The following is a 15,087-nucleotide window of genomic DNA, read 5'->3' as shown; positions in this document are numbered from 1 at the left end:
AGTAACAGTACAACCGTACTGAGTACGAGCGTACTGCTACTCGGCGCGGTTGGCCAGCTTCTCCGCGACCTCCGCCGCGACCGCTTCGACCAGCGCCGGGTCGGTGCCGGGATCGGGACGGACCTGCAGCTCGACTCCGTCGCGGCCGGGGACCTTGCGCTGGACGAACCACGCGCCGCCCTCGGGGAACTCGTGCCGGTGCCGTCCGCGCACCGAGCCGTCGACCCGCAGCCGCACCTGCTGCGGCACCTTCCCCGGCTGCGGCAGCCGGAAGCGCACCGGCTCGCGGTCGGCCAGCACCGCGACCGCGCCGGCCCGCCCGGTCTCCTCGGATTCGGTCAGCGTGAACACGCCCTCGCCCCAGGTCGCCTTGCCCACCAGGTGCCAGCCGACGCGCCGCGCGCCCTCGCCGGACGGGATCCACAGGCCCAGCGACGTCACGACGAGGTGCCCGCCGCCCTCGACCGCGGCCGCGGCGACCGGGTCCTCGCCCCGGTCCAGCTCGCCGGGAAAACCCGGGGGCACGCCGCCGCCGAAGAACCGGTTCAGCAGTCCCACGTCACTCCCACCCGCTCGCCGCCTGCTCGCGCAGCGACTTCCGGTACTGCTCCAGCGCGACCAGGTCGCCGAACAGGGCCCGGTAGTCGTCCGGGGCCTCGACCGGCGACAGCCGCTGCAGCTTCGATTTGATCTCGCCGATCTGCCTGCCGACGAGGTTCTCCTGCACGCCCGCGAGCACGCCGGAGATGTAGCGCGAGTCCACTTCTCCCAAGGCGCGCAACGGTTCCACCGCCAGTTCGCTGAGCACGCGGCGGACCGTCCCTTCCGGACAGTGCACCGACGCGGCGTCCAGCAGCGCGGGCCCGGTGAGCCCGGACGCCGCCCCGCCCGCCTTCAGCACGGCCAGGTGCACCGCGACGTACACCGGGTGCGTGAACGCCTCTTCCGGCAGGGAGTCGTACTCCGGACCGGCGATCGCGGGCTGCTGCAGCGCGGCTTTGAGCGCTTCGCGCTGCCCGACGAACCTGGGGTCGTTCGGCGCGGGACGCGGCAGGTCCTGCTTCTCCGGCTCGGGCGCGGGGGCCTCCTGCCGGGCCGCGGAACGGCGCGGCTGCACTTCGACCGGCCCGCGCCGCGCCGCCGCTCCGGCCGCGCCGCGCACCCGGTTGACCACCTGCGCGACGTCCTGCCAGCCGACCCACCACGCGAGCTTCGACGCGTACCCGTCCCGGCTCGCCCGGTCCTTGATCGCGGCGACCATCGGCACGGTCTTCTGCAGCGCGGAGACCTGGCCGTCGACCGAGTCCAGGTCGAACTGCTTCAGCATGCTCTTGATCACGAACTCGAACAGCGGCGTGCGCCGGGCCACCAGGTCGCGCACCGCGGCGTCGCCCTTCGCGATGCGCAGCTCGCACGGGTCCATCCCGTCCGGCGCGACCGCGATGTAAGTCTGCCCAGCGAACGTCTGGTCGCCCTCGAACGCCTTGAGCGCCGCCTTCTGCCCCGCCTCGTCACCGTCGAAGGTGAAGATCACTTCGCCGCGGAAGGCGTCGTCGTCCATCATCAGCCGCCGCAGGACCTTCATGTGGTCCTCGCCGAACGCGGTGCCCGACGACGCGACCGCCGTCGGCACGCCCGCCGCGTGCATCGCCATCACGTCGGTGTAGCCCTCGACCACGACGACCTGGTGCCGTTTCGCGATCTCCCGCTTGGCCTGGTCGAGGCCGAACATGACCTGCGACTTCTTGTAGATCTGCGTTTCGGAGGTGTTGAGGTACTTCGCCGAGATCCGGTCGTCGTCGAAGAGGCGCCGCGCGCCGAAGCCGACCACGTCGTTGCCGACGTCGCGGATCGGCCACACCAGCCGCCGGTGGAACCGGTCCATCGGGCCGCGCTGGCCCTCCTTCGACAAACCGGACGCCAGCAGCTCCTTCACCTCGAACCCGCGGTTGAGCAGGTGCTTGGTGAGCTTGTCCCAGCCGCCGGGCGCGAACCCGCAGCCGAACTGCTTGGCCGCCGCGGCGTCGAAACCGCGCTCGGTCAGGAAGTCCCGCGCCGCGCGCGCCTCCTCGGTGCCGAGCTGCTCGATGTAGAACTCGGCGGCCGCGCGGTGCGCCTCGATCAGCCGCGACCGGGTGCCGCGGTCGCGCTGCACCGACGCGCCGCCGCCCTCGTAGGTCAGCCGGATCCCGACGCGGTCGGCGAGCCGCTCGACCGCCTCGACGAACGACACGAGGTCGATCTTCTGAATGAACTTGATGACGTCGCCGCCCTCGCCACAGCCGAAGCAGTGGAAGGTCCCGTGAGTGGGGCGCACGTTGAACGACGGGGTCTTCTCGTTGTGGAACGGGCACAGGCCCTTCAGGCTGCCCCCGCCGGCACGGCGCAGCGCGACGTACTCCCCCACGACCTCGTCGATCCGGTTGCGCTCACGCACCTCCGCGATATCGCTCTCCCGAATCCGTCCTGCCACGCCGACCACAATAGTTCTCCCTCCCGCCGCGCCGTGCGGCACACTCGGGACATGAGCACACCGACCGCGCTGGAGGAGCTCGCCGCCGAGTTCGCCGTCCACCGGCCGCACCTGATCCGAGCGGCCTACCGGCTCACCGGCACCCGCGCGGACGCCGAAGACGCGGCCCAGGAGGCCTGGCTGCGGCTGTCCGGGCTCGACGACGCGGGCCGCGCCGGGATCCGCGACCTGCGCGGCTGGCTGACCGCCGTGGTCGGCCGGATCTGCCTCGACCGGCTGCGGTCGGCGGCCGTGCAGCGCGAGAAGTACGTGGGCGAATGGCTGCCCGAGCCGATCGTCACGCCGATCGGCGCGCCGGCGAGCGAGGATCCGCTCGAGGCCGCGGTGCGCGACGACGGCCTGCGCATGGCCGCGATGGTGGTGCTCGACCGGCTCACGCCCGAACAGCGCGTGGCGTTCGTGCTGCACGACGCGTTCGCGGTGCCGTTCGCCGAGATCGCCGGCGCGCTCGGCTGCAGCCCGGCCGCGGCGCGCCAGCACGCGTCGCGGGGCCGCCGCGCGGTCGAGGACTCCGACCCGCCCGCCCGGCTCGAACTGGCGCAGCAGCAGCCGGTGCTGGAGAAATTCGTCGTGGCGCTGCTGGCGGGCGACATCCGCGCGGTCACCGAACTGCTGCACCCGGACGTGGTCATGATCGGCGATTCCAACGGCCGTTCGCGCACCAGCCGCCGGATGATCGTCGGGCCGGACAAGGTCGCCCGCTTCGTGCTCGGGGTGCTGGCGAAATACGCGCCGGGCACGATGGAGAACGGGCGGCCGGTGCTCGTCAACGGCGACCTCGGCCTGTGGCTGCCGCAGCTGCCCGCCGTCGACGGCTACCTGGCCCTCGACGAGCGCGTCCAGACGTTCAGCGTGCGCGACGGCCGCATCGCCGGCGTCTACGACCAGGTCAACCCGGAGAAGCTCACCCGGATCACCCGGCCGGAGCAGTGACGCTCCGGCCGGAGCGAGAGATCACGGGATCGGGACGCGGCAGGCGTCTCCGGAGGTGAAGCCCTGGTCGACGATGCCGAGCGCGCTGTTCATCCGCGCCCGCGAGTTCTCCAGGCCGATCTGATAGGTCAGCTCGACCACGCCCTTCTCGCCGAATTCGGCCACCAGCTCGGCGATCTGCTCGTCGGTGACCGTGACGGCCGGGCCGGACATCGCGTCCGCGAGCGCGAGCGCCAGCCGCTCCTGGCGGGTGAACAACGGCGACGTCGCGTACTCGTCGATGTGCTTGAGCCGGTCGATGTCGAGGCCGTCGTGCCGCTGCAGCATGGTGCCGAAGTCGACGCACCACGAGCAGCCGATCCGCGTCGCGACGCGGTAGACCGCGAGTTCCCGCACGTTGGCCGGCAGGTGCTTGGACGCCTTCTCCGCCATCAGCTCGTGCGCGATGCTCGTCCGCAGCAGCCCGCGGTGGTGCGCCACGACGGCCATCGGCTCCGGCACCGCGCCGTACCGCTTGCCGGCGATCCGGTAGAAGAGCTTGAGCACCGGGCCGCCGTCCGCGGCTCGTTTGACCGGGATACGAGGCATGTCGGGTCCTCCTTCTGAGTGGTTCGAGGGAGGAACGGGACAGCCGCGCGAGATGTGACAGCGTCAGCGGCGTCCCGTGATCGGGCGCACATCCCAGATCCACACGCCGTCCACGAACTGCGCGGGTTTGCGCAGCAGGAGGTCGACGGTGGCGCGGTAGGCGTCGCTGTGCTCGCGCGGGATCAGCACGAGGACGCTGGCGTTCCAGTAGCGCAGGTCCTCGATCGCCTGGTCCCGGTCGGCGTCGGTGATCTCCTGCGCTTGCTTGGAGTCGCGGACCCGGTCGAACAGCGTCGAGGTCGGCCGCTGGTAGGAGCCATAGCGGCCGCGTTTGTCGTCCGGGCCCTGCGGTCCGACGAAGTAGCCTTCGGGCATCGCGTACCGCAGGCCGACGTCCATCTGCCAGTGCAGCGGCTCCGACTCCCCCGAACTCGGCAGCGGCACGGGCACGACGGTGCCGCCGGGCGCGACGTAGGTCTGCCAGGTGCCGTCGGCGAAGAACGCGGGCGTCGGCGGGCGCTTCTGCACGAGCAGCTGGGTCGGCGCGATCGGCAGCAGCACGGCCGCGACCGCGCCGAGCCAGATCAGCCGCACCGGCAGCTTCAGTTCGCCCTTTCCGGCCGCGGCGAACACCCGATCGGTCGCGATCGCCAGCAGCGCGCCGATCGCGGGCACGCACGCCATCGCCAGCCGCGATTCCAGCAGCGATTCGAACAACGGCAGGTCCGCGAGCAGTTTCCACGGACCGGGCACACCGGTGTTCTCGTGCAGCACGGTGATCTCGGAGCCGAGCGAAAGCCACGCCATCAGGAACATCGAGATCGCCAGCGAACGGGCCACGACCTCGCGCCACAGCCACGCCGTGACCACGACCATCAGCACGATCAGCGGCCAGCCGAAGAACGCGTTCTCCTCGGTGCGGTTCAGCGACACCGCGGCCGCCGCCTCCGGCTGCCCGGACACCGACTGGGTCGCGAACCGGGTCATCGCGGCGGTGTCGTTGCCGACCTGGCCGTGCTCCAGCCCGGTGTAGCTGTCCGGGCCGAAGAACTGCCACCACAACGGGAACGCGACGACCACGAGCGTCAGCACCACCGCGATGCCGCCGCCGAGCAGCACCGGCCGCACCATCGCCTTGACCTCGCGACGCCGCGAAACGCAGTAGGAGACCGCGAAGATCAGGAAGCCGAGCGCGAAGATCAGCAGCGGCTCTTCGCCGAGGAAGATCTGGTACGCGGTGAGCACGCCGAGCCAGATCCCGTTGCGCACCGGGCGGTGGCCCTGCGCCAGCTGGATCACCTTGAGCGCGATGAACGGCAGCAGGAACCACGCGACGAAGTTCGGATGCGCGTTGGCGTGCGAGATCATCGGCGGCGCGAAACCGGCGAACGCGCCGCCGATCGCCGCGGACACCCGGTGCCGCACGACGTGCCGCGAGAACACCCAGTACCAGGCCGCCGCGCTGCCGGCGAGGCTGCCGGTGAGCACGATCGCCCAGGTGACGGTGGGGCCGAAGGCGAGCGTGATCGGGGTCAGCGGGACGCCGACGCCCAGCATGGCCGTGTTGGCCATCATGTTCACGCCGAGCGGGTAGTTCTGCAGGCTGCTGGTGAGCGGGTTTTCCAGGTGCTGCACCGATTTCGCGGTGACCGCGAAGAACCATTCCCACAGGTTCTGGTCCGACGCGCTGTTCCACAGGTAGCCCTGTCCGAGGTCGGCCCACAGGCCGCCGAACAGGAGCACGGAGAACGCCAGGTACGCGCCGATGATCCCGGCGTCCGCCCAGGACCGGCGCATCCGCGGCCCGGCGGCGGCGAGCGCGGTCGCGCCGGGTTCGCGCGGCGGCGCTTCGGGTTTCGCTTCGGGATTCGCTTCGGGCCGGAACACGCTCACGCGGGGCGCACCACCCGGGCGAAGAAGTACACCGCGCCGGTTTCGGCGTGGCGCACCAGCAGCAGGAACGGCCGGTCGACCCGGACCTCGAGCGGCTCGCCGGAGATGAGCGACATCGTGCGCATCTGGACCGCGGTGGCGGCCGCGCCTTCGAGGCCCTGTTCGTCCAGCCGGAGCACGGCCTGGTGCAGGATGCTGTCCACCCACAGCGGACGGTCCGGCGTGAGACCGGTGAGATCCGCGTCGTCGGTGAACAGTTCGCGCACGCCGAGGCCCTGCAACGCCCGTTCGAGGTCAGCGCGCACGTCGAGGGAGATCTTGGGCAGCGACAGCTGGATCTTGCGCTGCTTCGGGCTTTCCACGAGCGCGCGCAGCGATTGTCCGTCGAGCGCGGCTTCGGCGCTCTCGAGGTCGCCGTCCGGCAGCAGGATCACCGTCTCGACGCCGCCCTCAGCCGCCAGCCGGACGACCTGCCAGCCGTCTTCGTGCGCGTAGCCGACGGATTCGTCCAGATGCATCGTCGGCACCGGACGCACGCCGTCGGGCGTGTGGAAATCGGCGTCCGCGGTGGCGTGTTCGGGGAACGGGTGCCGCCAGGCGGTCTTCAGGTACAGCGCGTTGACCAGGCTGGCGCGCGTGTACGGGTGGATCGAGCCTTCGGGGAGCAGCTCCGGGATCAGCCCGTGAGTGGTCTGGTCCACGTCGGCGTTGATCCGCTCGCGCGCGCCCTCGGGATCGGTCTCGAACGGCGCGGTCTCGGCTTTGCCGCCGGGCCAGCGCACGAGTTCGGCTTGGAAGCTGTCCTCGACGGTGATCCCGTCGGCGGCCCAGAGCGTGTTCGCGACGGCCAGCTGGGCCTTGTCGCCCAGCTCAGCCGCTGTGTGGAGCAGCCCGCTCTGGTCGCGGCCGAGCACAGCGGCCAGTTCTTCCGCGGTGCGTCCGCGCGCGGCCTGTTCGGCTAGACCGAGCGCGCTCGCCGCCGAGTAGGGCGAGAAGCACGCGTCGGTTCCCGGGGGCGCGGTCGCACCGTGCAACGCCAGGGTGAAAGTGAGGTGGCTGTCCAGGGCCATGCGGCGACCGTACCGGAACGGGTGGTTCCGCGGCTCACGGTTCGGCAGGCGGCGCCGTTCCGTGCCGTCCGGTGTGCCATCGATGCCATTCGTACGCCTGCGCGTCGGTGAGCGACGCCACCTGGTCCACCACCACCCGCAGCCGCGCCGCGTCGTCGGATGCCGCGTTCCACGCGGGCGCCAGCAGCGGGTCCAGCGCTTCGGGAGCGCGCCGGCACAGGGCCGCCACCAGCTCGGTAATCACTTCCCGCTGCCCGTCCTGCATCGCCAGCCGGCGGCGATCGCTCATCACGTACCGCAGCGCCAGCGCCTTGAGCAGCGCCACCTCCGCCCCGACCTGCTCCGGCACCGCCAGCCGCGCCGCGTACCGGGTGAGCGGGCCGTCGCCGTAGCCCGCGCGAGTGCCGGTGACCGCCGCCGAGGCGAACCGGCCGACCAGTTCGCTGGTGAGCCGCTTCAGCGCGACCTGGGCACGCAGCGAACCGTCCGGCTCCGCGCGCACCAGTTCGGCGACCACCGGCAGGTCGAGCAGTTCCTTCGCCGCACCCTCCAGAGTGGACACCGACAGCGTGGAGAAATGCCGGGCCGCGGCCTCGGCGACCGCCGCGCGTTCCTCCGGATCGGCCAGCAGCCGCAACCGGATCCGCCCGGCCAGCACCCCGTCCTCGACGTCGTGCACCGAGTACGCCACGTCGTCCGACCAGTCCATGATCTGCGCTTCCAGGCACCGGCGCAGGCCCGGCGCGCCCTCGCGGATCCAGCCGAACACGGGGGTGTCGTCCGGGTACACGCCGTATTTCGGCTCCCCGGACCGACGCGGCCACGGATATTTCGTGGTGGCGTCGAGACACGCCCGGGTGAGGTTGAGCCCCGCCGTCGCCCCGTCCGGGCCGACCGCCTTGGGTTCCAGCCTCGTCAGGATGCGCAGCGTCTGCGCGTTGCCTTCGAAGCCGCCGCACGCCTGGGCCGCCTGGTCGAGCGCGCGTTCGCCGTTGTGGCCGAACGGCGGGTGCCCGATGTCGTGCGCCAGCCCCGCGGTGTCGACCAGGTCCGGGTCCGCGCCGAGTTCCTCGGCGATGCCTCGGCCGATCTGCGCGACCTCCAGCGAATGCGTGAGCCGGGTCCGCGGCGCGCCGCTGACCTCCGCGCCCTCGCCCGGCCCGACCACCTGCGTTTTGCCCGCCAGCCTGCGCAGCGCGGCGGAATGCAGCACCCGCGCGCGGTCGCGGGCGAACGCGCTGCGCCCGTCCGGCCGCGCACCGGCCAGCGCCGCGCCCTTGGGTTCCTCGGCCAGCACGCGGGCGCGGTCGTGCTCGCGGTAGCCGTCACTCACCCCGTCAGCTTACTGATCCGACCAAAAGCAGGCCGACCTCCGCACGGCAGGTAACCGTTGCCACGAAAGCCATTCGGCCGTGGCTGTGGTCGGATCAGTAACGATCGGCACAGTGGCGCGGGGACCGACAATTCAGCCCATCGTCGTGCCGAACAGATCGTCCGCGGGCGACTTGGTCAGCTCGTAGAACAGCAGCGCGCCGGTTTCGCGGAAGATGTAGCGGACCTGAGTCGAGCGCTCCTGCACGATCGGCCCGCTGTGCGTCGGCGCGGTCCACGCCTCCAGCCCGAGGTCCTCGGACATCGTCCGCGACCGGTAGGAATGCCACGGATCGCTCACCAGCACCACCGAACGCCACCCGCGCGCTTTCACCTGATCGGCGACCGCGCGGAGGCTGCGCAGGGTGTCGTTGCCCTCGCCGACCGGCAGCGTCGCGGCTTCCGGCACGCCGTGCTTGGCCAGCCAGCGCGCCCCCGCTGTCGCCTCGGTGTAGTTGTCGCGGGTTTTCTTGCCGCCGGCCGTGACGACGGTCTTCGCGACGCCGTCGGCGTAGAGCTGCCGCGCCTTCTCCAGCCGCGCGGTGAAGATCTCCGACGGCTTGCCGTTGTATTGAGCGGCGCCCAGCACGACGATCGCGTCGGCAGGCGTCCGGTCGTTCTCGCGCGCGACCTGCCACACGCGGAACGCGGTGCCCCCGATGACCGCGACGAGGGCCAGCACCGCACCGAAAACGATGCGGCGCACCCAGTTTCCCGCAGTAGGACCTGTCCACGCCTCCATGGCAGCCATCCTCGCAGAGCCGCTGCCGGGTGCCGGGAAGGCACCCCGATGCAGCCCACCCCAGCATGCACGGCAGCGGCGAAAGCGCTAAAGCCAGCCGCGCTCCTCCGACAATCGCACCGCCTCCGCGCGCGTGCGCGCACCCGTCTTCCCGATCGCCGACGACAGATGGTTCCGCACCGTTCCGTCGGACAGGAAAAGAGCCTTCGCGATGTCCGCGACCGTGCTGCCGTCCTTGGCCGCGCTGAGCACGTCGCATTCCCGGGCGGTCAGCGGGCTGGTTCCCGTGGCGAGCGACTCGGCGGCCAGCGCCGGATCCACCACCCTCAGTCCACTGTGGACTCGACGCACCGCCTCGACGAGCTGCTCCGGCGGCGCGTCCTTCACCACGAACCCGGCCGCGCCCGCGGCCATTGCCCTGGCCAGGTAGCCGGGGCGGCCGAAGGTCGTGCAGATGATCACCCGGCACGCCGGCAGCGCGGTTTTCAGCTCGGCCGCCGCGGTGAGCCCGTCCATGCCGGGCATCTGCACGTCGAGCAGCGCGACGTCCGGCGCCGTTTCCTTCGCCGCGGCGACCACCTCGTCGCCGGTGCCGACCTGGGCCACCACTTCGATGTCGGCCTCCAGGCCGAGCACGGTGGCCAGCGCTCCGCGCACCATCGCCTGGTCGTCGGCCAGCAGCACCCGGATCACGCCAGTCCTCCAGCGGGTTCGGCCCGCACCGCGACGGCGGATCCGTCCGGGCTCGGCTCCGGGACCTCGGCCCGGACGACCCATCCTCCCCCGGGCCGCGCCCGCGCCGACACCGTGCCTCCGATCGCGGCCAGCCGTTCGGACAAGCCACGCAACCCGTTGCCCGGCACGACCTCCCCCGTGGCGCGGCCGTTGTCCTCGACCTCCAGCCAATCCCGCCCCAGCCGCACCTTCACCTGTTTCGCGCCGGAATGCCGCAGCACGTTCGTGATCGCCTCGCGCAGCACGTAACCGAACGTGCCCTGCAACTCAGCGCGGACGTTGTCCACGGCGTGCGGCAGGTCGGCGTCGACCTCCGCCGCACGCAACGCCGCTCGCGCCCCGGCGATCTCCGCGGGCAGCGACACCTCGCGATACTCCGACACCGTCGCCCGCACGTCCGACAGCGCCGAACGGGTGAGCCCCTCGACCTCGCGGATCTCCTGCACCGCCCGGTCGACGTCGCCGGAGCTTTCCAGCACCCGCCGCGCCAATCCGGCTTTGACGGTGATCGTGGTGAGGCTGTGCCCGAGCAGATCGTGCAGATCCCGGGCGACCCGCTCGCGTTCGTTGGCGACGGCGAGCGTCCCGATCTCCTTGTTCGCCAGCTCCAGCCTGCGGATCACCCGGATCAGATTGGACATGAAGAACATCGCCGACGTGACCGAGACGACCGTGATGACGTCGCCGAACTGCTCGGGCAGCGTCCCGCGCAGGTACAAGACCAGCACCAGCAGCCCCAGCGCCGACCCGTCGAAGATCACCGCCCAGGCCGCCGGGAACAGGAAGGCCAGCGTCGCGGTGGCGTAGAGCAGGATGTACGGGCTCGCGTGGACGATCAGCGCGCACAGCAGGCCCAGCGCCAGCATGACCCCGCCGAACCAGAGCTTCACCCGCCGGGGCTTGCCGAAGACCGCCGGGAACACGACGTAGCAGAGCGAGTAGACGCCGATCAGCGCGAAGAGCAGGATCCGGAGCCACAGCGGCCCGGGGTCCTGGATCAGGCTTCGGGTCGCGGGGATCAAGTACGGCAGCAGGAAGCCCACCGCGAAAATCGGCCAGCCGACCTTGTGCGGACCGCGTCCCGGGCGCGTCGGCGGGTCGTCCCACCAGGACGCCCGGTCGTTGAGCCCGAACCGGTGCTCCGGGGACCCGCCGGTCGTCGCCTCACGGCCGAGTGGCCACACGTCGTTCTTCCCTTCCCGCCCGGTCAAACCCGGGCGCTGTCCTTACGGTATCGCCTGACCACGACAATCCCGAGCACGAGCGTCCACGCGGCCAGCACCCCGACAGCGGCCGGCAGGCTCACGAGCAGCTGGTTCGCGACGACCGGCCGGACCAGTCCGAGGACCCAGTAGGTCGGCATGATCTGCGCGACGTCGTGCATCCAGGACGGCATGCCCTCCAACGGAATCCAGAGCCCGCCCAGGAAACCGATGCCGAGGGTGACGATCATGCTGATCGGCTGCATCGACTCGGGCGTGCCGAACTGGCCCAGCAGCAGTCCGAGCAGCACCAGCGGAATCGTGCCGAGGAAAATGCCGAGGAAGATCCGCAGCCAGCCCGCCGGGTCGAGGTGCACGCCCTGGGAGAACGCGGCGACGGCCGGCACCAGGATCAGCGCGGGCAGCCCGGCGAGCATCCCGGACAGCGCTTTGCCGCCGAGGTAGCCCGCGCCGGACAGCGGGGTCAGCCGCAGCTGCCGCTGCCAGCCGCCCGCCCGTTCGATCGCGAGCCGGGCGCCGTTCGTGGTGGCCGCGGCGAAGGTGCCGAAGGTCATCATGTTGACCATGAGCACGCCCGCGACCGCGACGTGGTCCGGCGCGGACTTGTCGGTGAACACGTTGGCCTGCAACAGGAACATGACGACCGGGAAGGCCACGACGAAGATCAGGAACCGCGGCGAGCGGAACAGCCTGCGGGTTTCCACGACGAGGTAGGCGGGGTTCATCGGACTGCTTCTTCCGTTTCGTCGGAGGTCAGGGAAAGGAACGCGCCTTCGAGGCCGACCGCGCCGATCTCGATGTCGCGCACGGCCGGGACAGCGGCGAGGAGCGCGCGCAAGGTGGTGTCGGAGTCCGAACTGGACAGTGCGACGCGTTCGCCGCGCAGTTCGAAGGAGGTGACCGCGGGCAGCGTCGAAACCAGCTGGTCGCTGACCCCGGCCGGGAGCACCGCGCGGATCGTGCGGCCGCCGGCGAGGGCGCGAACCTCCGCGACGGACCCGTCGGCGACGATCTCCCCGGCCCGCATCAGCACGACCCGGTCGGCGAATTCCTCGGCCTCTTCCAGGTAATGCGTCGCGAACAGCACGGTGCGGCCGGTGTCGGTGAAGGAGTACATCGACTTCCAGAACTCGCGCCTGCTGCCGACGTCCATCGCCGCGGTCGGCTCGTCGAGCACGAGCAGATCGGGATCCGACACCAGCGCGACCGCGAACCGCACGCGTTGTTTCTGGCCGCCGGAAAGCTTGTTGGCCCGCCGGTCGGCGATGTCCTCGACCCCGGCGGCCCGCAACGCGTCCCGCACCGGCATCGGACGGCGGTGCAGTTTCGCGACCAGACCGACGGTTTCGCGCACGGTCAGGTCGTCCAGCAGCGTGCCGCCCTGCAGCATCGCGCCGATCATCCCCGCGCGCACCGCGTCGGCGGGCGCCTGGCCGAACACCGAAACGGTACCCGCGTCGGGCGTGGTGAGCCCCAGAATCATGTCGACGGTGGTCGATTTGCCCGCCCCGTTGGGCCCGAGCAGCGCCACCACTTCCCCCGGCGCGATGGTCAGGTCGACGTGGCCGACCGCGCGCACGTCGCCGTAGCGCTTCGCGATCCCGCCCAGCCGGATCGCCGCCCCCGCCGCGATTTCCTGTGTGTTGTCCATGGCTTGAAGCCTGCCGCGCGCGGGCGGCCGGTACGCAGGCCGAGCGTCACGACCCGGCCGTGACAGGTGTCAGGGGTGCCTGGGGGTGAAACGCCGGACGGCCCCTCCCCGGCTTGTGCGGGGAGGGGCCGTCCGGGACGGGTTTCGCGGCGATCAGCAGCCGATCAGCCGACCGGCCAGGTACGACTCGACCTGGTCGATCGAAATCCGCTCCTGCTTCATGCTGTCGCGCTCGCGGATGGTCACCGCGTTGTCCTCAAGCGTGTCGAAGTCGACCGTGACGCAGTACGGCGTGCCGATCTCGTCCTGGCGGCGGTAGCGGCGGCCGATCGCCTGCGCGTCGTCGAAGTCGACGTTCCAGTGCTTGCGCAGCCGCGCGGCCAGGTCGCGCGCCTTCGGCGACAGGTCGGCGTTGCGCGACAGCGGCAGCACCGCGGCCTTGAACGGCGCGAGCCGCGGGTCGAGGTGCAGCACGGTGCGCTTGTCGGTGCCGCCCTTGGCGTTCGGCACCTCTTCCTCGTCGTACGCGTCGACCAGGAACGCCATCATCGACCGGCCCACGCCCGCCGCCGGCTCGATCACGAACGGCCGGTAGCGCTGGCCCGAAGCCTGGTCGAAGAACGACAGGTCCACGCCCGAGTGGTTCGAGTGCGTGGTCAGGTCGAAGTCGGTGCGGTTGGCGATGCCTTCCAGCTCGCCCCACTCCTGGCCGGCGTTGAACGCGAACCGGTACTCGATGTCGACGGTGCGCTTCGCGTAGTGCGAGAGCTTTTCCTTCGGGTGCTCGAAGTGGCGCAGGTTCTCGGGCTTGATGCCGAGGTCCTTGTACCAGTCAGTGCGCGCGTCGATCCAGTACTGGTGCCACTGCTCGTCGTCGCCCGGCTCGACGAAGAACTCCATCTCCATCTGCTCGAACTCGCGCGTGCGGAAGATGAAGTTGCCCGGCGTGATCTCGTTGCGGAAGGACTTGCCGATCTGGCCGATGCCGAACGGCGGCTTCTTGCGCGAGGCCTTCTGCACGTTGAGGAAGTTCACGAAGATGCCCTGCGCGGTCTCCGGGCGGAGGTAGGCGAGGCCTTCCTCGGTCTCGACCGGGCCGAGGTGCGTCTTCAGCATCATGTTGAAGTCGCGCGGCTCGGTGTACTTGCCCCGGGTGCCGCAGTTCGGGCACGGCACCTCGGACAGGTCGTCCTCGGTGGTCGCCTTGCCGGTGCGCGCCTCGAAGTCCTCGGCGAGCTGGTCGGCGCGGAACCGCTTGTGGCACGAAAGGCACTCGATCAGCGGGTCGGTGAACACGTTCACGTGGCCCGAGGCGACCCAGACCTGGCGCGGCAGGATCACCGACGAGTCGATGCCGACCACGTCCTCGCGGCTCTGCACGACGGTCTTCCACCACTGGCGCTTGATGTTGTCCTTCAGCTCAACGCCGAGCGGCCCGTAGTCCCACGCCGACCTGGTGCCGCCGTAGATGTCTCCCGACGGGAAGACGAAGCCACGGTGCTTGCACAGACTGACGACGGTTTCGATTTTGTTGGCGGGCACTCCACGCTCCGGACGCATGCGGGGTCAGTTATCGGAAGGTCCAGCGTATCCGGCCGGTCCCCGGGGCCTCCGCGCAGGTCGGAGGTCACGAACGGGTGACCGGAGAGGCCGTCACGACGCGGTTGTCGTCGTAGCCCTCCTGGCCGCCCACGTAGTCGCCGCCGCACGTCACGAGCACGAGCCGGTGCGGGCCCTCGGGGTCGAAGAGCTTCGCGGATTCGGCGGCCAGGTCCGACTTGTGGATCGTGCGCACCTCGTCGATCTTGTACTCCCACTGCTTGCCCGCGGTGTCGGCGACGGTGACGACCTGCCCTGCCCTCATCTTCCAGAGCTCCTGGAACGGCCCGGACTTGCCCGCCCAGTTGACGTGCCCGGACAGCAGCGTGACGCCTTGCGCGGCCCCGAGGCCGGATCCCCACCAGGCCGCTTCGGCGAGGCTCTTCGGGATCGGCAGCGCGCCGTCCGCGCCGACCTCCTCGGCGATCAGCTTCGCCTGCCCGCCGCCGGGCAGCTTGACGGTGCCGGGGGTCTGTCCGGGGTCCGGCTGGGTGTTGCCGGCCTGGCTGCTTCCGGCTTGGCCGGCGCCGACCTGCGCGGTGCCGGTCTGCTGCTGCGGTTGCGCCGAATTGTCGTTGCCGGTGAAGAAGATCAGCACGGCGGCGACGACCGCTGCCACTGCGACGACGGCAGCTACGACGATCGCCGCGCCGCGTTTGCGTGCTGGTTGTGCCTGTGTCCCCTGCATCGTGCTCCCCTGCTCTGGATGTTCTCTGGGGAGACATGCGCTGGGACGTCGAAGGGGTTGC

Annotated in this window: 14 protein-coding genes; 1 reads left to right on the top strand and 13 read right to left on the bottom strand. The window is 70.9% G+C overall.

Annotated features, from left to right (window positions below; translation table 11 throughout):
• Positions 1-36: 36 nt before the first annotated feature.
• Positions 37-558, bottom strand: coding sequence for a hypothetical protein (locus tag H4281_RS30005; protein ID WP_182894249.1), 522 nt, complete (start codon positions 556-558; stop codon positions 37-39).
• Between the two features lies 1 nt (position 559).
• Entirely contained in the window at positions 560-2,473 is a 1,914-nt protein-coding gene (gene dnaG / locus H4281_RS30000) for a DNA primase (protein ID WP_376771962.1), read from the bottom strand.
• A gap of 51 nt (positions 2,474-2,524) precedes the next feature.
• On the opposite strand from dnaG, the gene sigJ reads away from it, so the two are divergent.
• Complete coding sequence (gene sigJ, locus H4281_RS29995) at positions 2,525-3,466, top strand: RNA polymerase sigma factor SigJ (RefSeq protein WP_182894247.1); 942 nt, start codon at positions 2,525-2,527, stop codon at positions 3,464-3,466.
• Between the two features lie 21 nt (positions 3,467-3,487).
• Here the strand turns inward: sigJ and H4281_RS29990 are convergent, their stop codons facing one another.
• From H4281_RS29990 to H4281_RS29940, 11 genes are all read right to left on the bottom strand, one after another.
• The gene (locus tag H4281_RS29990; protein ID WP_182894246.1) at positions 3,488-4,054 is read right to left on the bottom strand and encodes a carboxymuconolactone decarboxylase family protein; all 567 of its coding nucleotides are present in this window, start codon (positions 4,052-4,054) and stop codon (positions 3,488-3,490) included.
• Between the two features lie 63 nt (positions 4,055-4,117).
• The gene (locus tag H4281_RS29985; RefSeq protein WP_246412423.1) at positions 4,118-5,851 is read right to left on the bottom strand and encodes a glycosyl transferase; all 1,734 of its coding nucleotides are present in this window, start codon (positions 5,849-5,851) and stop codon (positions 4,118-4,120) included.
• 92 nt (positions 5,852-5,943) lie between these two features.
• Entirely contained in the window at positions 5,944-7,017 is a 1,074-nt protein-coding gene (locus H4281_RS29980) for a serpin family protein (protein ID WP_182894244.1), read from the bottom strand.
• Between the two features lie 34 nt (positions 7,018-7,051).
• Entirely contained in the window at positions 7,052-8,350 is a 1,299-nt protein-coding gene (locus H4281_RS29975; protein ID WP_182894243.1) for a deoxyguanosinetriphosphate triphosphohydrolase, read from the bottom strand.
• A gap of 132 nt (positions 8,351-8,482) precedes the next feature.
• On the bottom strand, positions 8,483-9,130 hold the full coding sequence (locus H4281_RS29970) for a YdcF family protein (RefSeq protein WP_370648200.1): 648 nt from the start codon (positions 9,128-9,130) through the stop codon (positions 8,483-8,485).
• 87 nt (positions 9,131-9,217) lie between these two features.
• Entirely contained in the window at positions 9,218-9,823 is a 606-nt protein-coding gene (locus H4281_RS29965) for a response regulator transcription factor (RefSeq protein ID WP_182894241.1), read from the bottom strand.
• Positions 9,820-11,049, bottom strand: a complete 1,230-nt coding sequence (locus H4281_RS29960; protein ID WP_312872204.1) for a sensor histidine kinase — start codon at positions 11,047-11,049, stop codon at positions 9,820-9,822. Before H4281_RS29960 ends, H4281_RS29965 begins: the two co-directional genes overlap by 4 nt.
• Before the next feature lie 23 nt (positions 11,050-11,072).
• Complete coding sequence (locus H4281_RS29955; RefSeq protein ID WP_182894239.1) at positions 11,073-11,813, bottom strand: ABC transporter permease; 741 nt, start codon at positions 11,811-11,813, stop codon at positions 11,073-11,075.
• Positions 11,810-12,739 (bottom strand): ABC transporter ATP-binding protein, encoded by a 930-nt coding sequence (locus H4281_RS29950; RefSeq protein WP_182894238.1) that lies wholly within the window; start codon positions 12,737-12,739, stop codon positions 11,810-11,812. The genes H4281_RS29955 and H4281_RS29950 overlap by 4 nt, the downstream gene beginning before the upstream one ends.
• Before the next feature lie 153 nt (positions 12,740-12,892).
• Entirely contained in the window at positions 12,893-14,281 is a 1,389-nt protein-coding gene (locus H4281_RS29945) for a glycine--tRNA ligase (RefSeq protein WP_182894237.1), read from the bottom strand.
• A gap of 85 nt (positions 14,282-14,366) precedes the next feature.
• Entirely contained in the window at positions 14,367-15,026 is a 660-nt protein-coding gene (locus tag H4281_RS29940) for a class F sortase (protein ID WP_182894236.1), read from the bottom strand.
• Positions 15,027-15,087: the final 61 nt, after the last annotated feature.

The sequence above is a fragment of the Amycolatopsis dendrobii genome (assembly GCF_014145675.1).
Classification (GTDB): Bacteria; Actinomycetota; Actinomycetes; order Mycobacteriales; family Pseudonocardiaceae; genus Amycolatopsis; species Amycolatopsis dendrobii.
This window is presented reverse-complemented; position numbering and strand designations above follow the sequence as displayed.

What these genes read in the sequence shown, in the direction of transcription:
- sigJ (WP_182894247.1), top strand. Translation starts at nt 2,525, where the DNA reads ATGAGCACACCGACCGCGCTGGAGGAGCTCGCCGCCGAGTTCGCCGTC.
- H4281_RS29990 (WP_182894246.1), bottom strand. Translation starts at nt 4,054, where the DNA reads ATGCCTCGTATCCCGGTCAAACGAGCCGCGGACGGCGGCCCGGTGCTC.
- H4281_RS29985 (WP_246412423.1), bottom strand. Translation starts at nt 5,851, where the DNA reads ATGCGCCGGTCCTGGGCGGACGCCGGGATCATCGGCGCGTACCTGGCG.
- H4281_RS29980 (WP_182894244.1), bottom strand. Translation starts at nt 7,017, where the DNA reads ATGGCCCTGGACAGCCACCTCACTTTCACCCTGGCGTTGCACGGTGCG.
- H4281_RS29970 (WP_370648200.1), bottom strand. Translation starts at nt 9,130, where the DNA reads ATGGAGGCGTGGACAGGTCCTACTGCGGGAAACTGGGTGCGCCGCATC.
- H4281_RS29955 (WP_182894239.1), bottom strand. Translation starts at nt 11,813, where the DNA reads ATGAACCCCGCCTACCTCGTCGTGGAAACCCGCAGGCTGTTCCGCTCG.
- H4281_RS29950 (WP_182894238.1), bottom strand. Translation starts at nt 12,739, where the DNA reads ATGGACAACACACAGGAAATCGCGGCGGGGGCGGCGATCCGGCTGGGC.
- H4281_RS29940 (WP_182894236.1), bottom strand. Translation starts at nt 15,026, where the DNA reads ATGCAGGGGACACAGGCACAACCAGCACGCAAACGCGGCGCGGCGATC.